The 22,049-nt window shown below is 40.2% G+C and carries 10 protein-coding genes; all 10 read right to left on the bottom strand.

Annotation, left to right across the window (positions count from 1 at the left end):
* Positions 1-2,370: hypothetical protein (locus IH597_08525; protein ID MBE0662499.1), on the bottom strand; the 2,370-nt coding region annotated here is incomplete at its 3' end.
* A 67-nt stretch (positions 2,371-2,437) separates the two neighbouring features.
* Positions 2,438-7,006 (bottom strand): T9SS type A sorting domain-containing protein, encoded by a 4,569-nt coding sequence (locus IH597_08530; protein MBE0662500.1) that lies wholly within the window; start codon positions 7,004-7,006, stop codon positions 2,438-2,440.
* Between the two features lie 115 nt (positions 7,007-7,121).
* Entirely contained in the window at positions 7,122-8,585 is a 1,464-nt protein-coding gene (locus IH597_08535) for an oligosaccharide flippase family protein (GenBank protein ID MBE0662501.1), read from the bottom strand.
* Between the two features lie 94 nt (positions 8,586-8,679).
* Positions 8,680-12,369, bottom strand: coding sequence for a GHKL domain-containing protein (locus IH597_08540; protein ID MBE0662502.1), 3,690 nt, complete (start codon positions 12,367-12,369; stop codon positions 8,680-8,682).
* A 148-nt stretch (positions 12,370-12,517) separates the two neighbouring features.
* A complete protein-coding gene (locus tag IH597_08545; GenBank protein MBE0662503.1) occupies positions 12,518-13,417 on the bottom strand; it encodes a class I SAM-dependent methyltransferase in 900 nt (299 codons plus the stop codon).
* Between the two features lie 28 nt (positions 13,418-13,445).
* Positions 13,446-15,317, bottom strand: coding sequence for a tRNA uridine-5-carboxymethylaminomethyl(34) synthesis enzyme MnmG (gene mnmG, locus IH597_08550; protein ID MBE0662504.1), 1,872 nt, complete (start codon positions 15,315-15,317; stop codon positions 13,446-13,448).
* A 97-nt stretch (positions 15,318-15,414) separates the two neighbouring features.
* Positions 15,415-15,831 carry an rRNA maturation RNase YbeY gene (gene ybeY, locus IH597_08555; GenBank protein ID MBE0662505.1) on the bottom strand — a complete coding sequence of 139 codons (417 nt, stop codon included), beginning with the start codon at positions 15,829-15,831 and terminating at the stop codon, positions 15,415-15,417.
* A gap of 3 nt (positions 15,832-15,834) precedes the next feature.
* Positions 15,835-19,194, bottom strand: coding sequence for a hypothetical protein (locus IH597_08560; protein MBE0662506.1), 3,360 nt, complete (start codon positions 19,192-19,194; stop codon positions 15,835-15,837).
* Positions 19,195-19,410: 216 nt separating this feature from the next.
* A complete protein-coding gene (locus tag IH597_08565) occupies positions 19,411-19,896 on the bottom strand; it encodes a hypothetical protein (GenBank protein ID MBE0662507.1) in 486 nt (161 codons plus the stop codon).
* A 10-nt stretch (positions 19,897-19,906) separates the two neighbouring features.
* Positions 19,907-22,024, bottom strand: coding sequence for an adenylate/guanylate cyclase domain-containing protein (locus tag IH597_08570; protein ID MBE0662508.1), 2,118 nt, complete (start codon positions 22,022-22,024; stop codon positions 19,907-19,909).
* Positions 22,025-22,049: the final 25 nt, after the last annotated feature.

Raw genomic sequence — 22,049 nt, forward strand, 5'->3', positions numbered from 1 at the left:
GCCCACGGTAAACAATGGAGCATAGGCCACAACGCTGAAATTGCCCGTCCAGGTGTCGTCGCCGCTTTGCATTTCAATAGCAAAGGCGATCGTGGTGTTGTTGGGAACGTCGTCGGATACATCGAAGGTGAAGGCGTCTTCCATCATGAGCAACTGATCTGGCAAAATAGTGCCATAGTTTTCTGTACCATCAGTGATTGTAACATATGGCGAAGCGCTTGTGAGAGTTGCGATAACATTGGTTGCCGGTTCAACACCCAGGTTCTTTAATTCCACACCTAACAAAATGGTTTCATCAAAATCAATTTGTCCGTTGCCATTTCCACTTTCACCGTCATTAATGGTTCTGGAAGTGTAAATTACATAGGGTCCTGCAGCAGGAATAATTTCAACACTATTAATATAAGTAACCTTGTTAAATCCAAAAACAGCAATTGTAAGTTCTCCTGGTTCACTTAAGGGCGGGAAAGTAATAGTTGTGGTGCCATTTTCAATATAACCGGTTCCTAAAATTTCGCCATTAATGGTTAAAGAAACTATTGCGCCTTCTGCATCAGCATCCACTACAAATTCATCGAAACCAAGGAAGGCTGCGGGCATGTGATTAACAACAATAGGCGTAGGGTTGTCGGTTCTGACTGTGAGGGAAGGATCGCCAAATAGTATCCATGTGTCGTGAGTTGATCTACCAGATGTACCGTGCAAGTCAATCATGATCATACTTCCATTGGTTGAAACACCTCCCATGGTACGCTTTATGTGATCGCGTTGTTCCACAAGAATGGTTACCATCTCATCCTGTCCAGTCTGAGGTGGCTGCCATGGCTGAGATATCCACGACATTTTAGTTGCGATGGCGCCTGTTGGCTCACCAGTGGTATTGTGAGTGGCTCGCATCCATGTTTCGGCAAAACAGGTTCCACTTGTAAACCTACCATTATCACATGCAACTGACCAAATGAATGGTAGTTTACCCACATTTGTTAGCTGGTTCACATGCGAGCTGCTATAACCACCAACGCTCCATCCGGTCATGTGTCCGTGGTTGCAGAAGTTAATGATGGTGGCTCCATCATTGATTCTTTGCGAAATCTGGGTTGCAGTGGTGTTAGTAACTCCGGGTACATTGCCGTCATATTCGCGATATACCGTACCATACGTGAAGTTTAACAGGCTGTCCCTTATAAAATCCATATGCTGATAATCGTTTTCGCCATAGTGCCCCTGACCCGTTCCTTCATTGCGGGCAATCCCAACGCCATAATCAAGCCAGGTTGCTGTTTCATCAATATCACGCTCATATTCAATTGTTCTCTGAACCTGGGTTTCAACATCGGCTACTGATTCGGCTGAAAAACGACCAACGAATAACTCATTATAAGAGTCGCTGCCAACAAGATATCCATAAAAATAATCAGAAAAACCACCCGACATAGATTGGCTGGGCACATGCTGATGGTCGCCAACCAGAAGCAGATGAGTAAGACCCACTGTGTTATAATAGTTTAAAACAAATGCCTTAATAGCGGTAGTGGTGGTTCCAATAGTTGCAACATCAACTATTTCTGTTGGCCGGCCAATGGTCTTTTTCCACTCAACCAAAGGTTGCATGGCTTCCATGAAAGGTCCATGGCATATAATTAAGAGGTTTCCTTCTTCTTCCAGAACAGGGTAGCGGTTATGGGAATAGTTAATGAAATGCCTGTCATAAACGGCCTTGAACTCTTGTGAAAGCGTTTCGGGCAATACTGAGCGCTGAAGCTGATTTTCCCCGCCATTGCCATCGTTATATAGTTCAACCACTAAATTGTGGTAAACCCGGAGCGTTTTTTGAACCGGGTTGTAACTAAACGGGTATATTGTAACTACCTGACCACGATAATCGCGCAGGATATATGGTTCTTGCAATTCGGAGCGGATATCAGGAAAAAACGCATCCTGATTGTACATATCTCCATAAATATAAGGAATTAAAGCAGGGTCTTCGCTCCTGGTATAATGTCCTTTTGATGGAGCCACCGGAATGTTTTCAAAATCCGTGTAACTGGCGCTTAGAACCCTAACCTGCATCAATGCCCGGTCAGGAATAATTGATGATACGCCAAACATGGGTAATTCCGGAGCTGATTTTTCATTCAGGAAAACCATGTCAGGAACGCTGATCTGGTATTCTTTACCGCGGGGAGTTTCCACCGGGTTCATGAAAAAACCATCCACATTAAACTGGATAATGATGCTTTGATCGGATGATTCTATCAAAGTGCTTTTTATAGCAACTGGATTATCAGAACCAATGCCTGTCCAGGTTTGGCCGGCTAAATTCAGCGCCAACACAATCAGGAATGAAATGAGGGTTAGTTTTCTATTCATCGTTTTCGGATTTTTACAAAGGCGGCGGTTCGGGCCGCCACCAATGTAAGGTTTGTAATTATTAATTTTATTGAATTATTATTTTTCTGATCAATACATCTTTCTCGGTATTCAATCGCAGGTAGTAAATGCCCTTTGCATAATTGGAAACATTTATTTGATAGTTGGATGTTCCTGCAAGATTGCCAACCACATTACCAAAAACTACTTGCCCATGATGGTTTAACAAAGTGAAAGAAACGTTGCTTGCTTTGCCCTGTAAACCTATATTTAGCGATGAGGCTGCCGGGTTCGGATAAACCAAAACACTAAGATCGCTGCTAAAATCAGCGATAAAAGTGCATGCATCAAATGTGACTGAGATTGAAGCATCGGCCATGCATCCATTAATATCAAACACGGTGACTGAATAGGTTTGAACACCGATACCAACGCCGGTAGAATCTACCAGAATTGTTGGTGTGGTTTGGCCCCCGGGCATCCATAAATAACTAAAACCATTGGGGATGGTAGCATCAAGCATGATAGAATGGTTCACACAAATGATTGTATCATTACCCAGATTAACAACAGGAGCTTCATTTACAATCATTGTATAATCAGCTGTTGCTACGTTTGTTCCGTCATTAACCGTAACACTATAAGCTGTGGTAACAGCTGGATTTGCAATAGGATTGGGTACTGTAGAACTATTCAAGGTTGTTGCAGGAGTCCAGGTGTAGGTATAATTTCCGCTTCCACCAACTGCATTTGCATAAAGCTGCGCTGAATTTCCCTCGCATAGTGTTACCGGGTTGGATGATGGAACTGCTGCCAATGGGCCATCGCACAGGAATGATGCTGCCCAGCCGGCCTTATTTACCGATCCGTCGGAGATGAATTTAAATGTGATCGCTCCAGTACTGTGTGTAGAAGTGATAACACCAGGGGTGGCAGTTCCACTGAATGGGCTGCCCGCAACTGGTGGTGCGCTTTCAGTTGGCCCGTCATAAATATGAAGGAAATCATAATTGGCCTCGGTGTCAAAGTTCAGGAAAGTAAATTTGAGATGATATCCTTCAACACAAGGTGTAAAAGTCATTACATGGTTTTCATTGCTAGCATAAGTGTTGGTAGGCCCGCCGGTATCGTAAAACATTCCATGACCTACCATGTGCGAAGCGGTAGTCATCAGGTAAACCGGATCGCCCGTAGTAAACGACCAAACAGGGCAGCCAACGGCTGGACCAACAGCATTACGAGGAACTATTTTCCAATAATATGTTGTGTTGGGAACCAACTCTGGCGAAAAACTATTGGTATTAATAGTGTTTAGAAAAGGTGGATTCATTGAAGGCCCAAAGTAAACATCAAACATGGTAGCATCAGCGGAATTCCATGTGAGATTAGTGGTAACCATAATGTTTGTGGCACCATCAGCAGGTGAGGGATTGGAGGCGCATGATGGAGGATCAGAAGGTATATAACACTGAACTTCTGCTTCCCAACCTGAGCGACTCACTGAGCCATCGGAAGTGAACCTGAAAGTTAATGCACCTTGAGCATTCATAGCTGTAATTGTGCCGGGATTTACCGTTCCGTGAAACGGGCTTCCCGGAAATTCAGGTGATGTAGCATCCGGGCCATTATAAACAAAGAGTTTATCATAACCTGATTCGGTATCAAACGAAAGAAAATTAGCCCTCATCATTGCATTGGGATTGGCAGGGAGGAAAGTCATGGTGATATTCTCATCATTGCCATAGTTCCCATTGAGGCCGCCTGAATCATAAAACAATCCAACACAGGTTGTAACTGTAGTATTGGCCATGTTGTACTCTGGAATAAGGCCAATAACAACCATGATGCTGGCAGAGTTTACATAAAATCCATCAGGTCCGCCTTCGGCAGCGAGGTCAAGGTTCACAGGATACCCAATTGGAGATGATTCATCTGCTGTTACGTTGAACTGAATTTCAGCGGATTCACCGGCAGCAAGGCTTGCAACATTAACGCTGCCGGTATTAACTACAAGCAGCGCATCACCTGAAATGGCTGAAATATCTATATCAGAAATGTCACTGCTTCCGGTATTTGTTATATTAAGTATAATGAGAGCGGTTTCACCCGGATCAAGAATACCATCATTGTTTCCGGTTCCTGAATCGTCAACGATAAAGTCAGTGCCTATGCTTAGAACAGGGGCTTGAACAGTAATGCGCAGGTTAGAAGTCCATGTATCGGAACCATCTGTAATTTCAAGTACAAAAGCAGCTTTATGCTGGTTTGGAACAAAATCGGCAATTGAAAAACTGAATGCGTCATCCAGGGTTACAGTTTCGCCGTTAACGATAACGCCAAAGTTTTGTGAGGCTGTACTGGTTAGGGTCACATAGCTATCTGTTCCTGTGAGCGTTGCGGTAACTGCAGCGGATGGATCAGCGCCAACATTTTTCAGTGTTACGTCAATACTTATATCTTCGCTATAATCTGCCTGACCGTTATTGTTGCCGGCAGGATCATTAATTGTATAAACATCAAGGACTACGTAAGGGCCTTCGAGGGCTGCAGCAGGCACCTGAATGGTGTAAGGGATGTATTGTGGTTTAGTTACAACAATGTCAACCATACCGGCTGAAAGAACCGGTTCAAGAGCAACCTCAACAATTCCTGTGGAATCAACCAGTGCGGCACCATGCAATACACCATCTTTTGAAATGGCTACATAAGAACCTGGTTCAGCTTCTACTTCGTAAACATCCAATCCAATGGGCAGAATTGGCATATGGGTAACATTGTTCGTGCTTCCTTGTGTGTGGTAAATAACCATTGAGGGATCGCCCAACACATTATATGCCTGCCAGTAATACAGCGGGCTTGAATGGCTTGGATATCCTTGAATATCAACTTCCGTAACAGCAAGGTTTCCAACAAACATCAACCCTCCGGCTGACACATAATCACTAACGAAAGGCGCATCATAAGCACCCCAGGTTGTTTCGTCATAAGTGGGCACATATCCGTTATTGTTACCTTGAATTGGAAACGCTCCAACAGACCAGTAAAAATCTTCAAACCAATAAGAGCTTGGTGAAGATCCAATATACACTACAGCTCCTTTGTTGGCAGCCCTCATCCAGGTTTCGCCAATACATTCGGGATATCCAAAATCGGCGGCGAGGCAGCAATTGCCAATTGCCAGTGGATATTTATCCTGGTTCACAAAATTGTTAACCATGGATTGGGTAAGGGAGGGATCTCCCCAGGAGGTTTCACCGCAATGTGCTGTATAATTAATAAAACCAACGGCAATTTTTTCAGGACTGTAACAGCCTGTATATGGGCTGGTTAAATAAGTAAACACATCGGTATAGCCATGGGCTGTATTCCAGTAATTATTTGTTGCATAATGGACAGTTGGTTGACCAACCCTGGGGTTCCATGTTCCGTCAGCACCGGCAATCAGTGTTGTTTTATCGAGGTAGGTTGGGTCAGAGAATTGATATTGTTCGTAGTATAGGGATTTCGCAATCTGCGGAATTAATTGTGCTGAATTGGTTGCCGAGAAACGGCCGTAATACATTTCAGGAAAGTAATCTCCGTCAACGCTGGCATAATACAGGTCTGTCATTTTCCCTGATGATGATCCCATAGTAGCGGGAATTTGTGGCGTGTCGCCTACAAAAAGCACAAAACTCGGAGCCGGATTTGTTGGTGTGCCTGCGTTGTATTGGTCATGAACCCAGGTTTTGATCGCATTGTATGTTGTTCCGATTTCATCCGTGTATGCAACTATCATTTCAAAACCCTTTTTGGTCTTCCATTCAATAAATGGCGCCAAATCATTTTCAAACATTGGATCGGCAACCACCAAATACTTTACGGGGTATTTGGTCAAATCGGGATGTAACGGGTAGCCATGGTTGGGATTGTTCAGAAGGCTATTGCGAACAGGTTCAAAATAAGGGGAATAATTTGAGGCTTTGATATACTCATTCAGTTCGGCATCAACATTTGAATACGTAATTTCAATTTCAATGTCGTTATAAACACGTATAATGCCTTTAAGCGGGTTGTAGCTCACGGGTGCAACAGTGAGGTGTGCAAGCCTGTAACCTCTTAAAACGCCGAGAATTTCAACACTGGCTATTTCGTGTTCAATAAAAAAGTCTTTGTTATAAACAGTTTCATTATATTCAAAAGGTACTTCATCAATGTTCTGATCCTTTCGAACAGATGGTTGAACCGGCATTACTTTATAGGTAATCCCATAGTCACTTAACTTGAATTCTTTTACATCATAGCTGAGAACCTTTACCGACACTTCGGCACCAAAGGGAATTTCGATAAGCTTTTTGGAAGCTGGTAACTTTGGTGATCCTAATTCTCCAATCCAATATGTGCCCTGGATCGCCAATTCGTTAAAAAGGCCTTTGCTGGTTTCAATTCCAAAAGTGCCAATTCCACTGTAAGAAAAAGAAACGTTCAAATTTTGCATATCATCCTTTTGAATCTTTACGTCGGTTTCTGACCGGCCCAGATCAATAGCAATGTGCTGTGAATAAGTTAGTTGAGTGACGAAGAGCAAAACAAGTAGTCCAAGTGTCTTCCCGAAAACACCCCGACCTGTTAGGGCCGAATTGTAAAAATTTTCCATGATGAAGTTTTTGAAATTAATTATAATTGAATTTTAAAAATATTGCCTCCATTGATAACCAACCCACAAAAGTAGTTTATTATGTATAAAGATTGTTCATAAATTCTTAAAAAAATCATTTCCTGGATGAAATCTTTTCAACCATCAGAACAAATATCACATAGCCAATCAATAGTAGATTGCTGAAAATTCTTGCAATTATGTTGTTCTCTGGCTGGAAAATGGTACTCAGATAATAAAGCAGGACCGCAAATGCGATGAATAAAGTGATTTTCAGAACATTGTATGGAACCGGATAATGGCGCCGGCCAATGAAATAGGATAATATCATCATACTGCCATAACATGCAAGTGTTGCCCAGGCTGCGCCCATATATCCAATTTTAGGAATCAATAAAAAGTTAAGTCCAAGAGTAACCATCATTCCAAAAACGGCAATCAGCGATCCATATAAAGTTTTCCCTGTGATCTTAAACCACACCGAAAGATTATAGAAGATTCCAAGAAATAAATTTGCCATCAATAATATAGGAATTACTGGAGCGCCGACACGGTATTCCTCACCTACAAACAAAATAAAGATGTCAATGTTAAGCATTATGGCGGCAAAAATAAAAGCACAAATGGCTACAAAATAGTTCATCACACGGGCATACAAAAGCTTTGCATCCTGATTTTTCATTTGTTCAAAGAAAAATGGTTCGGCTGCATACTTATAAGTTTGTATAAAAAGCGTCATAAGTATTGAGACTTTATAGCAAGCACCATAAATTCCTACTTGCACCATAGGATCGGAATCCACTGGCAATAAATACTTGAGCAGTATCCGGTCAAAGGTCTCATTCACAATTCCCGCAAGTCCAAGTATAAGTAATGGCCAGGAGTACGAAATCATTTGCTTCCACATTCCTGGATCAAGTTTAAATCTGATCCCTTTTATGGTTTTCAGCAGAAGCAGCATTGTCAAACTGCTTGCAACCAGGTTGGAAATGAAGATATAACCTATACCAATTTGCGGATCGTAAACAAGATCAAGTAATGCTGAGGCGCCATAGGTTCGCAGAATATACGGGCATAAAAGAAGAAAAAACAGGTTTAACCCAATATTCGTGATAATATTAACACTTCTTATGAGTGCAAATTTGCCTGCCTTGCCCTGCTGCCTTAGCCGCGCAAATGGAATTGAGGCTATGGAGTCGAATCCAAGTATTAGTGCAAACCAAACAATATATTCCCGATTTTCAGCATAACCCATTGATGATGCAATGGAACCAGATGAAACCAGGGCAAGAAGCAGGAATATACCAGTGCTGATTGTGAGTGAGAGCAGCGCAGTGCTAAAAATGGTTTTGCCATCTTCTCCTGATTTTGAGAACCGGAAAAATGCTGTCTCCATCCCATAACCAAGTAAAACGTATAAAAGTGCTACATACGCATATAGCTCTGTGACAACTCCATATTCGGCAGGTTCAAAAACCCTAGTGTAAAGTGGAACCAATAAATAGTTTAATACCCTTCCGGCAATTGTGGGTAATCCGTAAATGGCGGTCTGACCGGCTAGTCGTTTAAGGGTATTCAATCCAGGTTAGTTGAAGAGTGAATGGCCAAAGGTATAGAAATTTGATATTCCGGCTTAAATAAGAAATATCCTGTAAGTACGATAAGATTTCATGCTATTCAATACTTTCATCCAGGATTGGGAAACGCAACTCGAAAGTTGTTCCTGTTTTTTCTGATGACTTAAAACTTATGCTGCCACCAATACCTGATATGATGTTTTGAACAATGGCCAATCCAAGTCCCATTCCGCTACTCTTGGTTGTGAAATAAGGAGAAAAGATTTTTCCCTCAAGTTCGGGGCTGATTCCTCCACCATTATCAGTGATTGCAACCAACCAAAAACTATTTTCTGTATTGATTTCAATTTGTATTAAACCATCCTTTGCAATTCCGATTGCCTGCACTGAATTCTGAACCAGATTATTAAAAATTCTCAATATTTGCTTTTTATCAGCAAGGACGTTACAAGCATGATCATCAGAAGAAAAATTGGTTTGAATAGTGATATTTTCCAGATCATTATACAGCACAGCTACATTACTTATAATTTCTTTAAGGTTAACTCTTTCGTGCGCGGCAACCGGCATTGTGGCAAAATCTGAAAAGGCAGACGCAATCTCAGATAGTGAGTCAATTTGTTGAGTAAGTGTTTGGGTGAACTTTTGTAACCTCCCATCCCAATCGGAAGCTTTCTCATTCCACGCTTTTTGCAGATGTTGCACACTAAGCTTCATAGGTGTAAGAGGGTTCTTAATTTCATGCGCAACCTGACGGGCCATTTCGCGCCAGGCACTCTCACGTTCCGATCGAGCAAGCAACTCAGCCGATCTTACCAATTCCCCGGTCATTCTGTTGTATTCTTCAATTAATTCACTGATCTCATCCTTTCCTTTCCATTCAATTTTCTGTGTTGATTCGCTTAGCTTCACCTTTCTGATATTGGCTTTAAGGATCATAAGTGGCCGAAGCAGGTAATCAGAAAGTAAAAGTGCAAGGAATAATCCTATTGCCATGAGTATTACATAAATGTTCGTGAAGGTTACAAGAAATGATGATATTTCCTGGCGCAACTCACTTTGACGTGCAAAGTATGGTAAATTAACAAAACCGATCAGGTTGTTTTGATCATTTCGTAATGGAAGATAGGCCGATAGATAGTCATAGCTTCCTATTGATTCGTTTTGGATAAAAGAAGCTTTGTTTTGAATGGCAAGTTGTTTGTATGCTTCCGGATTCATCCTGTCCGAAACCAATCCCTCTTCAAATATTTGCGATCTGCTTGAAGCAAGCAACCAACCCTGCGGGTCGTACAGATTAATATCAGTAAAAAACACCAACGAAAATTTGGTTAAAAGATCGCCAAGGTACCCTCGGATTTCATTATCCAACCTGTCAACATTTACTAATTTATGCTCGAGTTCTATCAGCACGGAATGGCTCTTTTCGCTGAGGATACTTATGTTTTTATTATGATTGAGTCTTGAGATGAAAAATAATGTTGAAACGCCAATAATTAGAAATGAGATTAAAACAATTCCAAACATTGAATATTGTATCCTGTTTCTGAAACTGATTTCCGAAAACGATAACCTGTATGGGAACCCAACTATGAGCCTGAAAGAAAAGACAAATAATCCGAAGAAAATAAACAGATACGAAAATGGTGCTACCAAATCCAAAAAACCTGGTTTGGGAAGACTTACTACCAACTGCCTGTCAGGGCTCGTATTATAAAGCAGGTGGTTAAATTTATTCCGGTCGAAATAGGTAAAAGAGCCTTGTCCTGTGGGCCATCCTGCATCCTTAAAAGTGTATGTGTATTTCCCTGCACTACTGGCAAGTTCGCCATTAATAAAATTTGCATAGGAATAATTATAAAGATCTCTTGATTTTTCTGAAGCCCCATCAAGAAGCAACTCTGGATAACCTAAGCCTTTTGTCACCGTTTTTGAGTCAATCTCAATATAAACTGTTACAGGGTTCTCAAACCCATGATGTAATACTGAAAACTCAAACCGGGCAAGGTAATTGGCTCCCGGAAAGATATAGAACAGGCTTTTGGATTCAGTTGAATCTCCGAGTGATTGGATATATCCTTCAAAGTATGATCTGCATTCTATTATGTAATCGCCAGGCCTGATGTGAAGTAACTTGCCGGGATAACAAATGGTCGCAAGAATCTGATAATTAGCCCAATATCGTCCGAAATGAGTTGTGATAATATGATCAGTGGCTTTTGCTTCAAGCTCGGGGTAATTATAGGTTTCCGAAAGTAAATCAATTAGAACAGTGTCGTTGTAAATTTCATTTTCGACTATTGAAAACTGATACTCAGCCACCTTGTCCCTGTCAGAAGCAAGCTCCAGCGCAATAAGCTTTCGTTCCTGCTTTTCTTTTCGGGTATTTAGCTTTTGCAGTGAATAAGTTGTGATTAACGCAAATGCAACCAAATAAAAAATGACCCAGGCAAACGAAACCAATTTGGATTTAAGCTTCCCAATAAATACAAATGTTAAAATGTAGAAAAATAGAAATAAGATGGTTGCCGGATCAAAGTGATTGCGTAAAATGCTAACAATAGAGGCAATCATTGTGGTTCCGACAATGAGCAGCACATAATGTTTCTTCTCAGGAAAAATTTCAAATGCAGCCATGCATAACCTGGCGCTTATAAGAAAAAAAGCAAAAAGCAAAGCTGCTATTACTAAAAAACCGAGAAATCCATGTACGCTTATACCAAAAACATTTCCAAGGTTGAACGATATAACTGAATCAAATACAATACGATTGAATAAAAGCTGGTAAATATGAAAGAAGATAAAAACATGGAAAATCAGCGTAAATGCTGTGACCAGTTTTTTGTATTGCGGTATCTGCGGTCGTAAATTAAATCGAAATGAACTAAAGAAATACCATGCAATAATAAGAAGCATTGCTGCATTAACGATCAAATCGCCGAGTGATGGAACGATGCCGGATATCGCAAGATAAGATGGCCCAAAAAGCTTTGTTGAATATAAAACCTCCGGGATTGTAAAATAAAAAGTAATCACCCTTAGAATTACGACGAAGGCAACAAACAAGGCGAAAAACCATTTCTTTTCTTTATGATAAGCGCTTACCGTTAAATAAATCTGATAAAGCGTAACAACAACAAATAAGAGTGCTGCGAGATATAGCGCCAGAAGGAGTAATGCAAATGAATCTTTTATATCATTTTCCTCAGGTAATACTAATGAGAACAGATACTTACCCGCTTTATCAAATATGTCAAGCTGATTTCTTTCAAAACCAATTCTGGTTCCATCAGGAAGATCGAAGCATTTGTTAAACTCGTTCTTAATATACTCATTTTCATATTTATAGCTCCTCTTTATAGTTAAAAGACCAACATACAAACAAGTATCGTTGCTCAAAGTTTTTACTAAGTAATAACCATTTTCCAGTTGGATGAAACCCTGACTAAATAGAACAGAATCGTAGATGTAATCAACTGGGGTGGTGTTATTGGACCAATAAATCAAATTGTTATCAAGGTAAGCGAGAAAATAAACATCCATCTCACATAGCTCTTTATCCAGGGCCGTGTTAAAAAGTTCTTCAACCGGAACTTTGGCTAAGCGTTTTAGATGCTCTTCAAGCAGATCGGATTTTTCAGAAAGTTCATTTTGAACCCTGGTAACATATCTTTCTTTGTGATTGGTATATTGAAAATAGTATCCAATAAGAATGGCTATAATAATCAGTACTGCACCGATTGCAAAACCATTGAACAGCTCTTTTTTAAAAATCAGTTTTCTCATCTGTAACTGTTCTAATTTGTTGGATATAATCAATTAAAAAACGACCCTATAACGCGCTTTCTGGCGCACGATCTCCGCAGCAATTATGCCAGTATTTCATTTTAGCCCTTGCTTCGCTTATAAAGCCTTAAAATAGTCTAAAAATGGATTATGCCTTTTTTAGCAAGTAGACTAAACTCGAATATCCAAAACTGTCCTTTTTTGCCAAGCTGTTTGAGCGTATTCCATTCGCAAACGCCTTAACATAATTCATTTTTCCATGCTTGTATTTTTCGCTCAAAAGACAAATATAAAACGAATCAAATTTCATTGGATGGATTTCAACAATTCTGAATCCTGATTTTTCAGCCAGCAGTTTTACCGATTCTTTTGTAAAATGATACAAATGTCTTGGCACGTCATAAGCAGCCCAAAATTTGCCATATTTTTTTGCATCCCACGACTCATAATTAGGAAGAGCAAGAACAAGCATGCCGTTCTTATTGTTGAGAAGTTGGTAATTTAATTCTAGCTGAGATAATGGATCAGCGATATGCTCCAACACATGCCACATTGTTATAACATCCATTGATCCTTTTTCAAGAATTGATAAATCAACTTCATGTTGCAATATAATCCCATGACGCTCAAAAGCAATTTCCCGGCCTTTGGCGTTAGGTTCAACTCCTGTAATGTTCCATTTTTGTTTGCGGCAATAATTTAAAAACTCAGCAGTTCCTGCTCCAATATCTAATATTTGGCCAATCTCCTGATGCTCTTTTATCATTTGCATTTTTCGGCCTAAAGCAATCTTTCTGGCCTGAAGGTAAAGCAAGTTTTTCAGAGAGCGTTGAGCTGTGTTGTGCGAAGTATATTCATTGGAATTATAATATTTTATAATAGATTCGGGATCAGGCTGAGGTAAGGTATAAAGCAATCCACAAGTTAAGCATTTGCATAACTCAAATACTTCCTGGCTAAGAAAATAGTCATTCAATCTGAGAAATTTATGGAATTCAGTTCCATTACAAATAAAACAACGCTGAGTTGGCAGTTCTTCTATGGCCATGTGATGGTTTTCACGTGAAACATTGCAATTATCTTCCCAGGAAAATAAGTAATACCATTATATCCGACGGAGACACGCCACTTATTCTTGAAGCCTGGCCTATTGAAGTTGGCTTTATTTTACTCAGTTTTGCACGAGCCTCAAAAGAGAGAGAGTTAAGCTGTTGATAATTGAAATCTTCGGGTAATGGCATGTCCTCGTGTCGGGACAATTTTTGCGCGAGCTCTTGCTCTTTTAGCAGGTAGCCACCATATTTAATTAAAATTTCAGAAGCAGCAACCTCCTCATTCAAATCGTCGCCCATTGAGGAAATAAAGGATTTAAGCCTGGGAATATGGTTGATCATATCAAAAAGTGATATCTGCGGCCTTAGCAAAATGTTGGCTAATTTAACCTTTTGCGAAACCGGTTGTGTATCGCATTTCAGAAGCAACTCATTGATACTTTCCGGATCAATACTTTCATTTTTAAGCTCTGTTAAAATCTTAGTGATCCGCGCTTCTTTCTGTTGCACTCTTTCTATGCGATCGCTATCAGCCAGGCCCAACTCATGACTTAAATGAGTTAATCGTATATCTGCATTATCCTGACGAAGCAATAAACGATATTCAGCCCTTGAAGTAAACATCCGGTACGGCTCGTCAACTCCTTTGGTAATAAGATCGTCAATTAAAACTCCAATGTATGCATCAGAGCGTTTCAAAATGAACTCCTTTTTATTTGAACACTTTAAGTGCGCGTTCATTCCAGCCATCAATCCTTGAGCTGCCGCCTCCTCATAACCGGTTGTTCCGTTTATCTGTCCTGCAAAATATAGGTTCTCAATTAATTTTGTTTCAAGAGTGTACTTTAGTTGTACGGGTGGGAAATAATCATATTCGATAGCGTAGCCAGGCCTGAATATTTTTACATTTTCCAAACCGGGAATCTTCTTCAATGCTTTAAACTGGACATCTTCCGGTAAAGAGGATGAAAATCCGTTCAAATAATACTCAACAGTGTCCCAGCCTTCAGGTTCAACAAATAGCTGGTGTCTATCCCGGTGTGCAAATCGGTCTATTTTATCCTCGATTGATGGGCAATAGCGTGGCCCTACACCTTCAATACGCCCTGTAAACATTGGCGAAAATTCGAATCCCGTTCTTAAAATATCATGTACCTCGCTATTCGTATAGGTAATAAAACAGCTTAATTGTTTAGTTAAAGCAGTATTGGTTTTAAAAGAGAAGTGACCAGGAGATTCGTCTCCCTTTTGTTCTTCCATTTTGGAGAAATCTATTGAGCGTCCATCAATTCTAACGGGTGTTCCGGTTTTCATTCTATTCGATTCGAAACCCAAAGCCCTCAGGTCTTCCGTAATTCCTTTCGACGCCTTCTCCCCTATTCTGCCACCACCAAAGCTTTTGGTTCCAATATGTATTATTCCGTTAAGAAATGTTCCATTTGTTAGAATTACTGATTTAGAATAGATCTCTAATCCCATAGATGTTTTCACACCGGCAACCTTGCCATCTTTCACAATCAAACCTGTTACCATGTCCTGCCAGAAATCCAGATTGGGGATTCTTTCCAGCATCAATCTCCACTCCTCTGAAAATCTCATCCTGTCATTTTGTGCTCGAGGACTCCACATTGCCGGGCCTTTGGATTTATTGAGCATCCGGAATTGGATCATGGTTTTATCGGTAACAATTCCTGAATATCCACCCAGCGCATCAATTTCTCTTACTATTTGTCCTTTTGCAACCCCGCCCATTGCCGGGTTGCACGACATCTGAGCAATAGAAGCCATGTTCATGGTGATCAACAAAACCCTGGAACCCATATTTGCTGCTGCAGCTGCGGCCTCACTGCCTGCATGACCTGCACCAACAACAATCACATCATATTCTTCAAACATTATAACTGTTTCACGTGAAACGTAAACTTAATTTTTAACCCTCCTGCAAAAATAGTGTATTCTTTGTATCCTGAGGGAAAGCCTTGTTGAAAGGCTGTCAAGGATAAAGCGACAGGTAAAGTTCTTCCTTTTCCCGTATCAGCGAGATTTCTTCATCCGTGCGATCATTGAATCCAACAAGATGTAAAATGCCATGAACCATGACTCGTCTAAGCTCTATCTCATCAGAGATATCAAACTTCCTGGCGTTATCTGATACTCTGTCGGTACTAATATATAGATCGCCTGATATAATTCCCTGTCTATCAGAATAATCAAAGGTAATAATGTCCGTAAAATAATCGTGGTTCAGGTGTTTTTTGTTCATCTCCAACAATTCTTCATCTGAACAGAAAATAATATCAATTTGTCCAATACTTCTACCTTCGCTCTCAGCAACTCTTTTAAGCCATGCTTTGATCAAGGCCTTATTTTTAACTGTAAAATTGTGGGAATTTGAGTGAAATAATATCATATCTTATTGAACCTGAATGAAATAATCGTTTACCTTGGTTCTATAGAATGTATTCATTTGAGGAGGAACAGTTCTTAGCATTTCTCTTTCATTCATTTTTTTTCTATAGAATTCCATAACAGAATCCGAATTGCTAACCGGATAATTTTGTGCTTCCCGCGATTCTCTCTTTTCTTCCCTTTCTCTTTCCATTTCAGCACGTTCAGATTCTAAAAGTCTTGTCATTATCCTCTCTTGCCTCATCAGGGTTTCATTTGTTATTCTCTTATTTACCAGGTCTTTTTCTGATTCTTCCATTTCTTCAATTGCCCTAACAGCATTGCCATCGTTACCTCCGGTTTCTTTGCGAACCTCTTCAAGGTATTGTTGCATTTGTCTTCGCAGTGCTTCTTGTTGTGCGGCCATCCTTGCAAACTGCTCACTCATTGATTGACCTCCAGGCTGTGGCATACCTTGTTCTCCCGGCTTTCCTTTTCCTTTCTGCATTTGCTCCATTTGCTGGTTAAGCTGTTGTTGCAAATCCTTCATTGTACTCATTGAGGGTTTACCCTGCCCCTGCCCCTGCCCGGGCATTGGACAACTTTCGCCATCAGAGGGTTTGCTCGCCATTTGCTGCATCATTTGCTCCATAGATTCGCCGAGCATTAACGCAAGATTGTTAATAGATGTCATGATAAACTGCTGCCGGGTGGAAGTAGTTCTAGTGTCTCTTGCCTCAAGTGATTTCAATGCTTCTTCAACATTATTGTTAATCTGCGCTATCTCTCGCAAGACAAAAGGCTGTATTGCTGCCTGACGCTTTGCAATTGCCTGAAGAGAATCCTCAATTTGTTTAAGGCTTGTAATGAGCTTGTTTTGTTCTGAAAGCAATTCATTATACCTGGGATCCACAGTGTTAATTTCTACAGTTTTGTCAATCAGGTTTTCCTGATCAAATGAAACATCAATCAGGTCTTCCAGCAGTTTTCTTATTAACCTTATATCTTCACCCAGTTGGTCATTTTGGCCTTCCATCATCATATTCATCAAATTCTCACTCAATTGATCCATTTTTTGTGAGGCATCTTTTTGATGAGGTGAGGCCTTTGATTTCTGATTCTTCTGCAAATTTTCACGGCTTTCCTGCATCGAGCCTTCAATATCCTTTTCAAGCTCTTCGGTTTCAATCATCTCATATTGCGAATCGAGTTCCTCGTTCTGCTCTTTAATATCCTCTAATTCCTCTTTAATCTCCTGAAATTCATTTTCAATTTCCGCTTGTTGTTTATCCAGGTCCTCAGAATTCGCATCAGGATTTTTGGATTGTTCCGCGAGTTCGTCTTGTTTCTGAGCAAGCTCTTTTAGTTTCGCAACCGTTTCAGTTATTTTCTTTTCAATTTCGAGTTGCTTAAACAGTTCAAGGTTTCTGTCGAGGTTTTGAAGAAGCTCTTCATTGCTCATCTGCATCTTGTTCAGCATATCCTGCATTTTACTTCTATCTAACTCTTCCAGCAACTTCTGAAGTTCCTCGAACATTTTCTTCATTTCGTCAGTCATCAATTCATCAAACAGCTTTTGAAGTTCCTGCTGCTTACGGATTATTTCCTCACTAAATGGTTTTACTTCATCTTGCATCCTGTTCAGCTCGGCATGATTATCCTTGACCCGTTCAGCCTTTTCCTGCAAACTGGCTTGTTTTTCAAGCATTTCATTAAGCTTGCTGGTGTCTTCCCAGCTGATGCTTTCTTTCTGAAGAATGGATTTTTGCAGTTGGTCAATTTCGCGCGAAAGTTCAAATAACTCTCTTTGTAACTGGCTAATTTCTGAAGAAACTTCAGCTTGTTTTTCAGCAATCTGTTCTTCGCGTTCAGCCATTCCGGGAATTTCAAGAGCTCCGATCCCCGTCCGGCTTGATTTGCTGCCCATCACCCGGTCGTTATCCCATATTTCGAACCAATATTCAATACGATCACCTGGCTCAATTTCAATTCCGGAGAAATCAAATGTGTAGAAAAAAGATTGCGAATTAATGTTCTTGTCAATATTCACCAGCGTGGTTTCGCTTTCAATAATTCTGTCAGGTGATTTGATGTTTTGTCTTCTATAATGAAACTCAAGTTTATCGAACCCATAATCGTCCTTTATTTGCCCGGTGAAATAGGCACTGCTGAAATTACTTGAATCAATAAAAGTCTCAACATTGATTTCGGGATAAATATCAGGTATTATTGTTATTTGATGCAATAATGAATCCCTGGCAATAGCATGTTTATTGATTGGAACTACGACATAATCCATTGATTCCATCGCCCTCATTTTCCCACGGAATTCATTATCAGAAACCCTTTGCATGATAGGGCTATCGGATAGTGATGTGGTGATGTTAACTGAATCCGTTGATTCTGTGTAAAACGACCAGGTAACAAAAGTGCCGCGTGGAACAGAAAAATCCCCTGTATTCCTGACATTTTCATCGGGTCGCCTGGTATAATCCGGAAACTCGAGTGTAACATCATAAGTGATGATAAGTGGCTTGGGCAATACTATAATATTGTATGTTTCGCTGTAAAAACCTTCTCCCTGCAACCGGAAGCTTATATCTTCATTAAGGTTCCGAAACCTGTATATGAATTCATTTTTCGCAAGCCGCGCAGTTCTGGCTGAGGTGTTTTTATACTCAATAAAGACTTCAGCAGGCAATTCATTTCCTTCCAGTTTGATATGTAGATCCAGGTCGTCGCCTTTCAGAACCGTCAGAATATTATCCGAAATGATAAAGCGGAAAGGTGCCGGGCGTTCATATTGTAAATGGTAGTTTGAAATTCGTTTTGCCGGGTCCTTAATTAGTGTTGGCGCTGCTATAAACAGGATCAGCACAACAAGTAAGGGAACGAGTGCATAGGGGGTTTTTCTTATATTCTCTTTTTTATCAATCGCATCTGTAAATGGCAATAACTTTATTCGCTCAGTCTTTTGTGCTATCGCCGCCTCCACTACTTCAAGGTTTGCCTTTTCCGGTTCCATCATCGTGCCCAACTGAAGTGTATTGATCAATTTATCATTGATTTCAGGAAAGTGCCGGCTGATGATAGCCGCTGCCTGTTCGTAGGAAATAATTTTCCCTACCCTGAATAATTTCAGCAATGGAGCGATGATGTAAATTGACAATATTGCAATGGCAATCGTTATATAGCCAAAGAAAATTAGCGCCCGAACGGTTTGTCCAAAGTAAGTAAAGTACTCCAACAGGTTCAGAACCAAAAAAAATACTACCAATAAAGCAACTGAATAGATGATGCCTCTTATAATCTGGTTTTTGTAATATAACCGGATAAAGGCATCAATCTTAACAATCAGGGCTTCTAATGACTTATTATTATGCATTAAAGTTTCTATCCTTTCATTTGAGTAAACGCTTAAAACACCAGCTTAGTTTACTGAGATGCGATGGAACAACCATATATAACGTTTTGCAGCTATACCCAGTAGACGTTTTGCGGGCTTCGTCACTGTCCAAAGGTACATTAATTCTGCGTGGTGCGCTATTTCAAGCTGCTATTTCATAGGCTATTGGGCAAAGGAGTTGTGTGTGGCAGGATTTTAGTTAATTAACTTGTAATCAAATGTTTTAATTATCATGACTCTTCTTTTTCTTGGCTCTAGCATTTTTGTTTTTGACGCGAACAACTTGCCACATTCAATAAGCATTCCACCCTTATTCTTAAGCCAATCCTTGTCTTTAATAATTCTAAACTTGGAGATAAATTGCAAGTTGTTAATCTCTCCTATTTCTTTGCTTTTATTAAGAGTGTCAATTTTTAAGACTTGATATTCCAATGAAATATATTTCTTTCCTTTCAGGAACTGACCTGAGGCTTCTATTTTCAAATTAAGATATTGAAAGGATGTATATTCAAATGAATTATCTTCAAACAAGGTTAATTCTTCAATGTATAAAGGGCCTGGTCCACAAAATCCTGCATCATTAAAATATAAGTAGATGCTTTTTTGTCCTTCTACAGAAAAGGATAATGTTACAAGAATTAATATCAAGTAGTGTTTCATTCTTTTTTTAGCCAATAACATTTAGCAGATTTTAATTTTCCCTCATATCAACACCCGACCAGTCTTTCGGTAAGCCCTTTAAAAGTGTTTCCTGGCAACGCTCAGTATATAGCCGGGCAACCATGTCGGCTGGATTTTTTTTCAGAATATCCTGAAAAAGTTCAGTGGCTTGTTCAAATTTCTGATTCCGGTAAAGATCAACCGCTTTTCCGAATTCATTCCGGGTTTCCCACTTAAGTTTTTTAATGTTCTCATCATCGCCATTGAGAACCTCAAAAATATAAACGGAATCGCGTTTCCCTTTTACCCTTGCAATATCAAGGAAGCGATATTGAAAATGCAAAGGGTTTTTAAGTTTAATCAGGGCATCTTCGCTGATAATAATAGAAGCTCCGTAAATTTTTGTCAGTCCTTCAAGCCTCGATGCAAGGTTGACGGCATCACTGATAACCGTGCCCTCCATTCTCCCTTCGCTCCCAACTATGCCAAGCATCAGGTTCCCGGCATGAATACCAATTCCTATACTGATTTCTTTCTTACCCATCCCCCGCCTCTCGTCGTTGAAGCTAACAAGCTTCATCCGCATTTCAACGGCAGCGTTAATAGCATCATCAACGCTTTCGCCGAACAGCGCCATAATTGAATCGCCAATGTATTTATCAATAAACCCATTGTTTTTCCTGATCACCGGCTCCATTAAACCCAGATAATGATTGATGAAATCAAAATTTTCTTTAGGAGTCATCTCTTCTGATAAATCAGTAAATGACCTGATATCGGAAAATAAAATGGTCATTTCTTTCTGAACCTGATCGCCTAGCTTAATATCAGTGAAGTTATCCTTACCCAGGAATTGCAGGAATTGACGAGGAACAAACCGAACATACGCTTCATTCATTCCCGAAATCCTGTCAATGTATTCCATCAAACGTGAAGTCATGTTGTTATAACCTTCGCTTAATTCGCCAATTTCATCATTGGTTCGCACAACGGTATAATTATTTACATGCCCCTCTCCTGTCCAGCGCATGTTGTAAAGCAGTTCCTTCACCGGGCTGAGAATTCCTGCTGTTGTCCAGCGCACAAAAAACATAATGTAAATCAGTGCAACGATAATGCCCATTGATATGCCGCTAAACATCAGTAAATTGTCGAATGCATTGATATACCACATGCGCTCCATAGTTTCCTGACCAGTCTCGACCATCGAATGGTATGGACCCAGTAAAATTTGTTGATGTTCTGCGGTTATTGTACCCAGATCCCGGATTGGTGTAAGAGCCAAAATTATATAGAGCATCACAATGACCAATGGAAGCAATGTTGTCATTCCGCTTGATATCCATAAGCGGTTGCTGATCCGGCCTTTGCGCAGGTATTTTAGCCTCGAATACAATTCTTTTTCGGCGAAAACATGTTCAAGGTATATTATGTGAACCCTGTGTTTCTGCCAGAAAAACACAAATAAAACAATCAGCAGGTAGGCGATGAGTGAAACGTAAAAGAACTGCAGGAAAAGGTCGCGGCTGATAGCATCTTCAAAACCCTTCCCGGTTTTCAGGACATAAAACATATATCCATGAAGGATAAAATAGCCAACTAGCAAAATCCCGGCATTGATATATGGGGTGAATAGCAAGATCCTTTTGCAGTATTTACTAAGTTTTTCGGGGATTGGTTTGCGCCTTCGCTTTTTATTGAAATATCTTTTTAGCGGGGCATTCGCAATTAATCCTGCCACAAGTGTAAACAGTATAACAAATCTGAAAATTATGACAGCAGTCGTCGAAAAAGGCGAATCAGTGCTATCGGTAGTCACTTCTACCCTGCTTCCCGGACTTACCACTTTGATTAATGAATCCCGCTCTCTCTCCATTTGTATTATTGCGTCATCCCGCATTTGCAATGGAAGGGAACCTAATTCAATGAGATTTCTTTCCAGCTCTGCCAAACGGGCCACATTTCCCTGGTTCAGTGTGTCCGATTCCTTTGATATTCTTTTCATTACATTATCGCGGGCTTCAAATAGCTTAGGAGCCATTTTTAATGACATCACCATCAACACAGGCAAAATCAACATGAAATATATCAGGATAGAAAAGAGGTAAATCCTTAAAACATGGTACCTAGGAATTCCTTTGTTTCGCATGGCTATTTAGTTGAAAACAATCGTC

Source organism: Bacteroidales bacterium, from assembly GCA_014860575.1.
Taxonomy (GTDB): domain Bacteria; phylum Bacteroidota; class Bacteroidia; order Bacteroidales; family JAAYJT01; genus JAAYJT01.

Bases quoted from the DNA above. Each gene is read 5' to 3' on its own strand.
- IH597_08530 (MBE0662500.1), bottom strand. From the start codon at position 7,006: ATGGAAAATTTTTACAATTCGGCCCTAACAGGTCGGGGTGTTTTCGGG.
- IH597_08540 (MBE0662502.1), bottom strand. From the start codon at position 12,369: ATGAGAAAACTGATTTTTAAAAAAGAGCTGTTCAATGGTTTTGCAATC.
- IH597_08545 (MBE0662503.1), bottom strand. From the start codon at position 13,417: ATGGCCATAGAAGAACTGCCAACTCAGCGTTGTTTTATTTGTAATGGA.
- mnmG (MBE0662504.1), bottom strand. From the start codon at position 15,317: ATGTTTGAAGAATATGATGTGATTGTTGTTGGTGCAGGTCATGCAGGC.
- ybeY (MBE0662505.1), bottom strand. From the start codon at position 15,831: ATGATATTATTTCACTCAAATTCCCACAATTTTACAGTTAAAAATAAG.
- IH597_08560 (MBE0662506.1), bottom strand. From the start codon at position 19,194: ATGCATAATAATAAGTCATTAGAAGCCCTGATTGTTAAGATTGATGCC.
- IH597_08565 (MBE0662507.1), bottom strand. From the start codon at position 19,896: ATGTTATTGGCTAAAAAAAGAATGAAACACTACTTGATATTAATTCTT.
- IH597_08570 (MBE0662508.1), bottom strand. From the start codon at position 22,024: ATGCGAAACAAAGGAATTCCTAGGTACCATGTTTTAAGGATTTACCTC.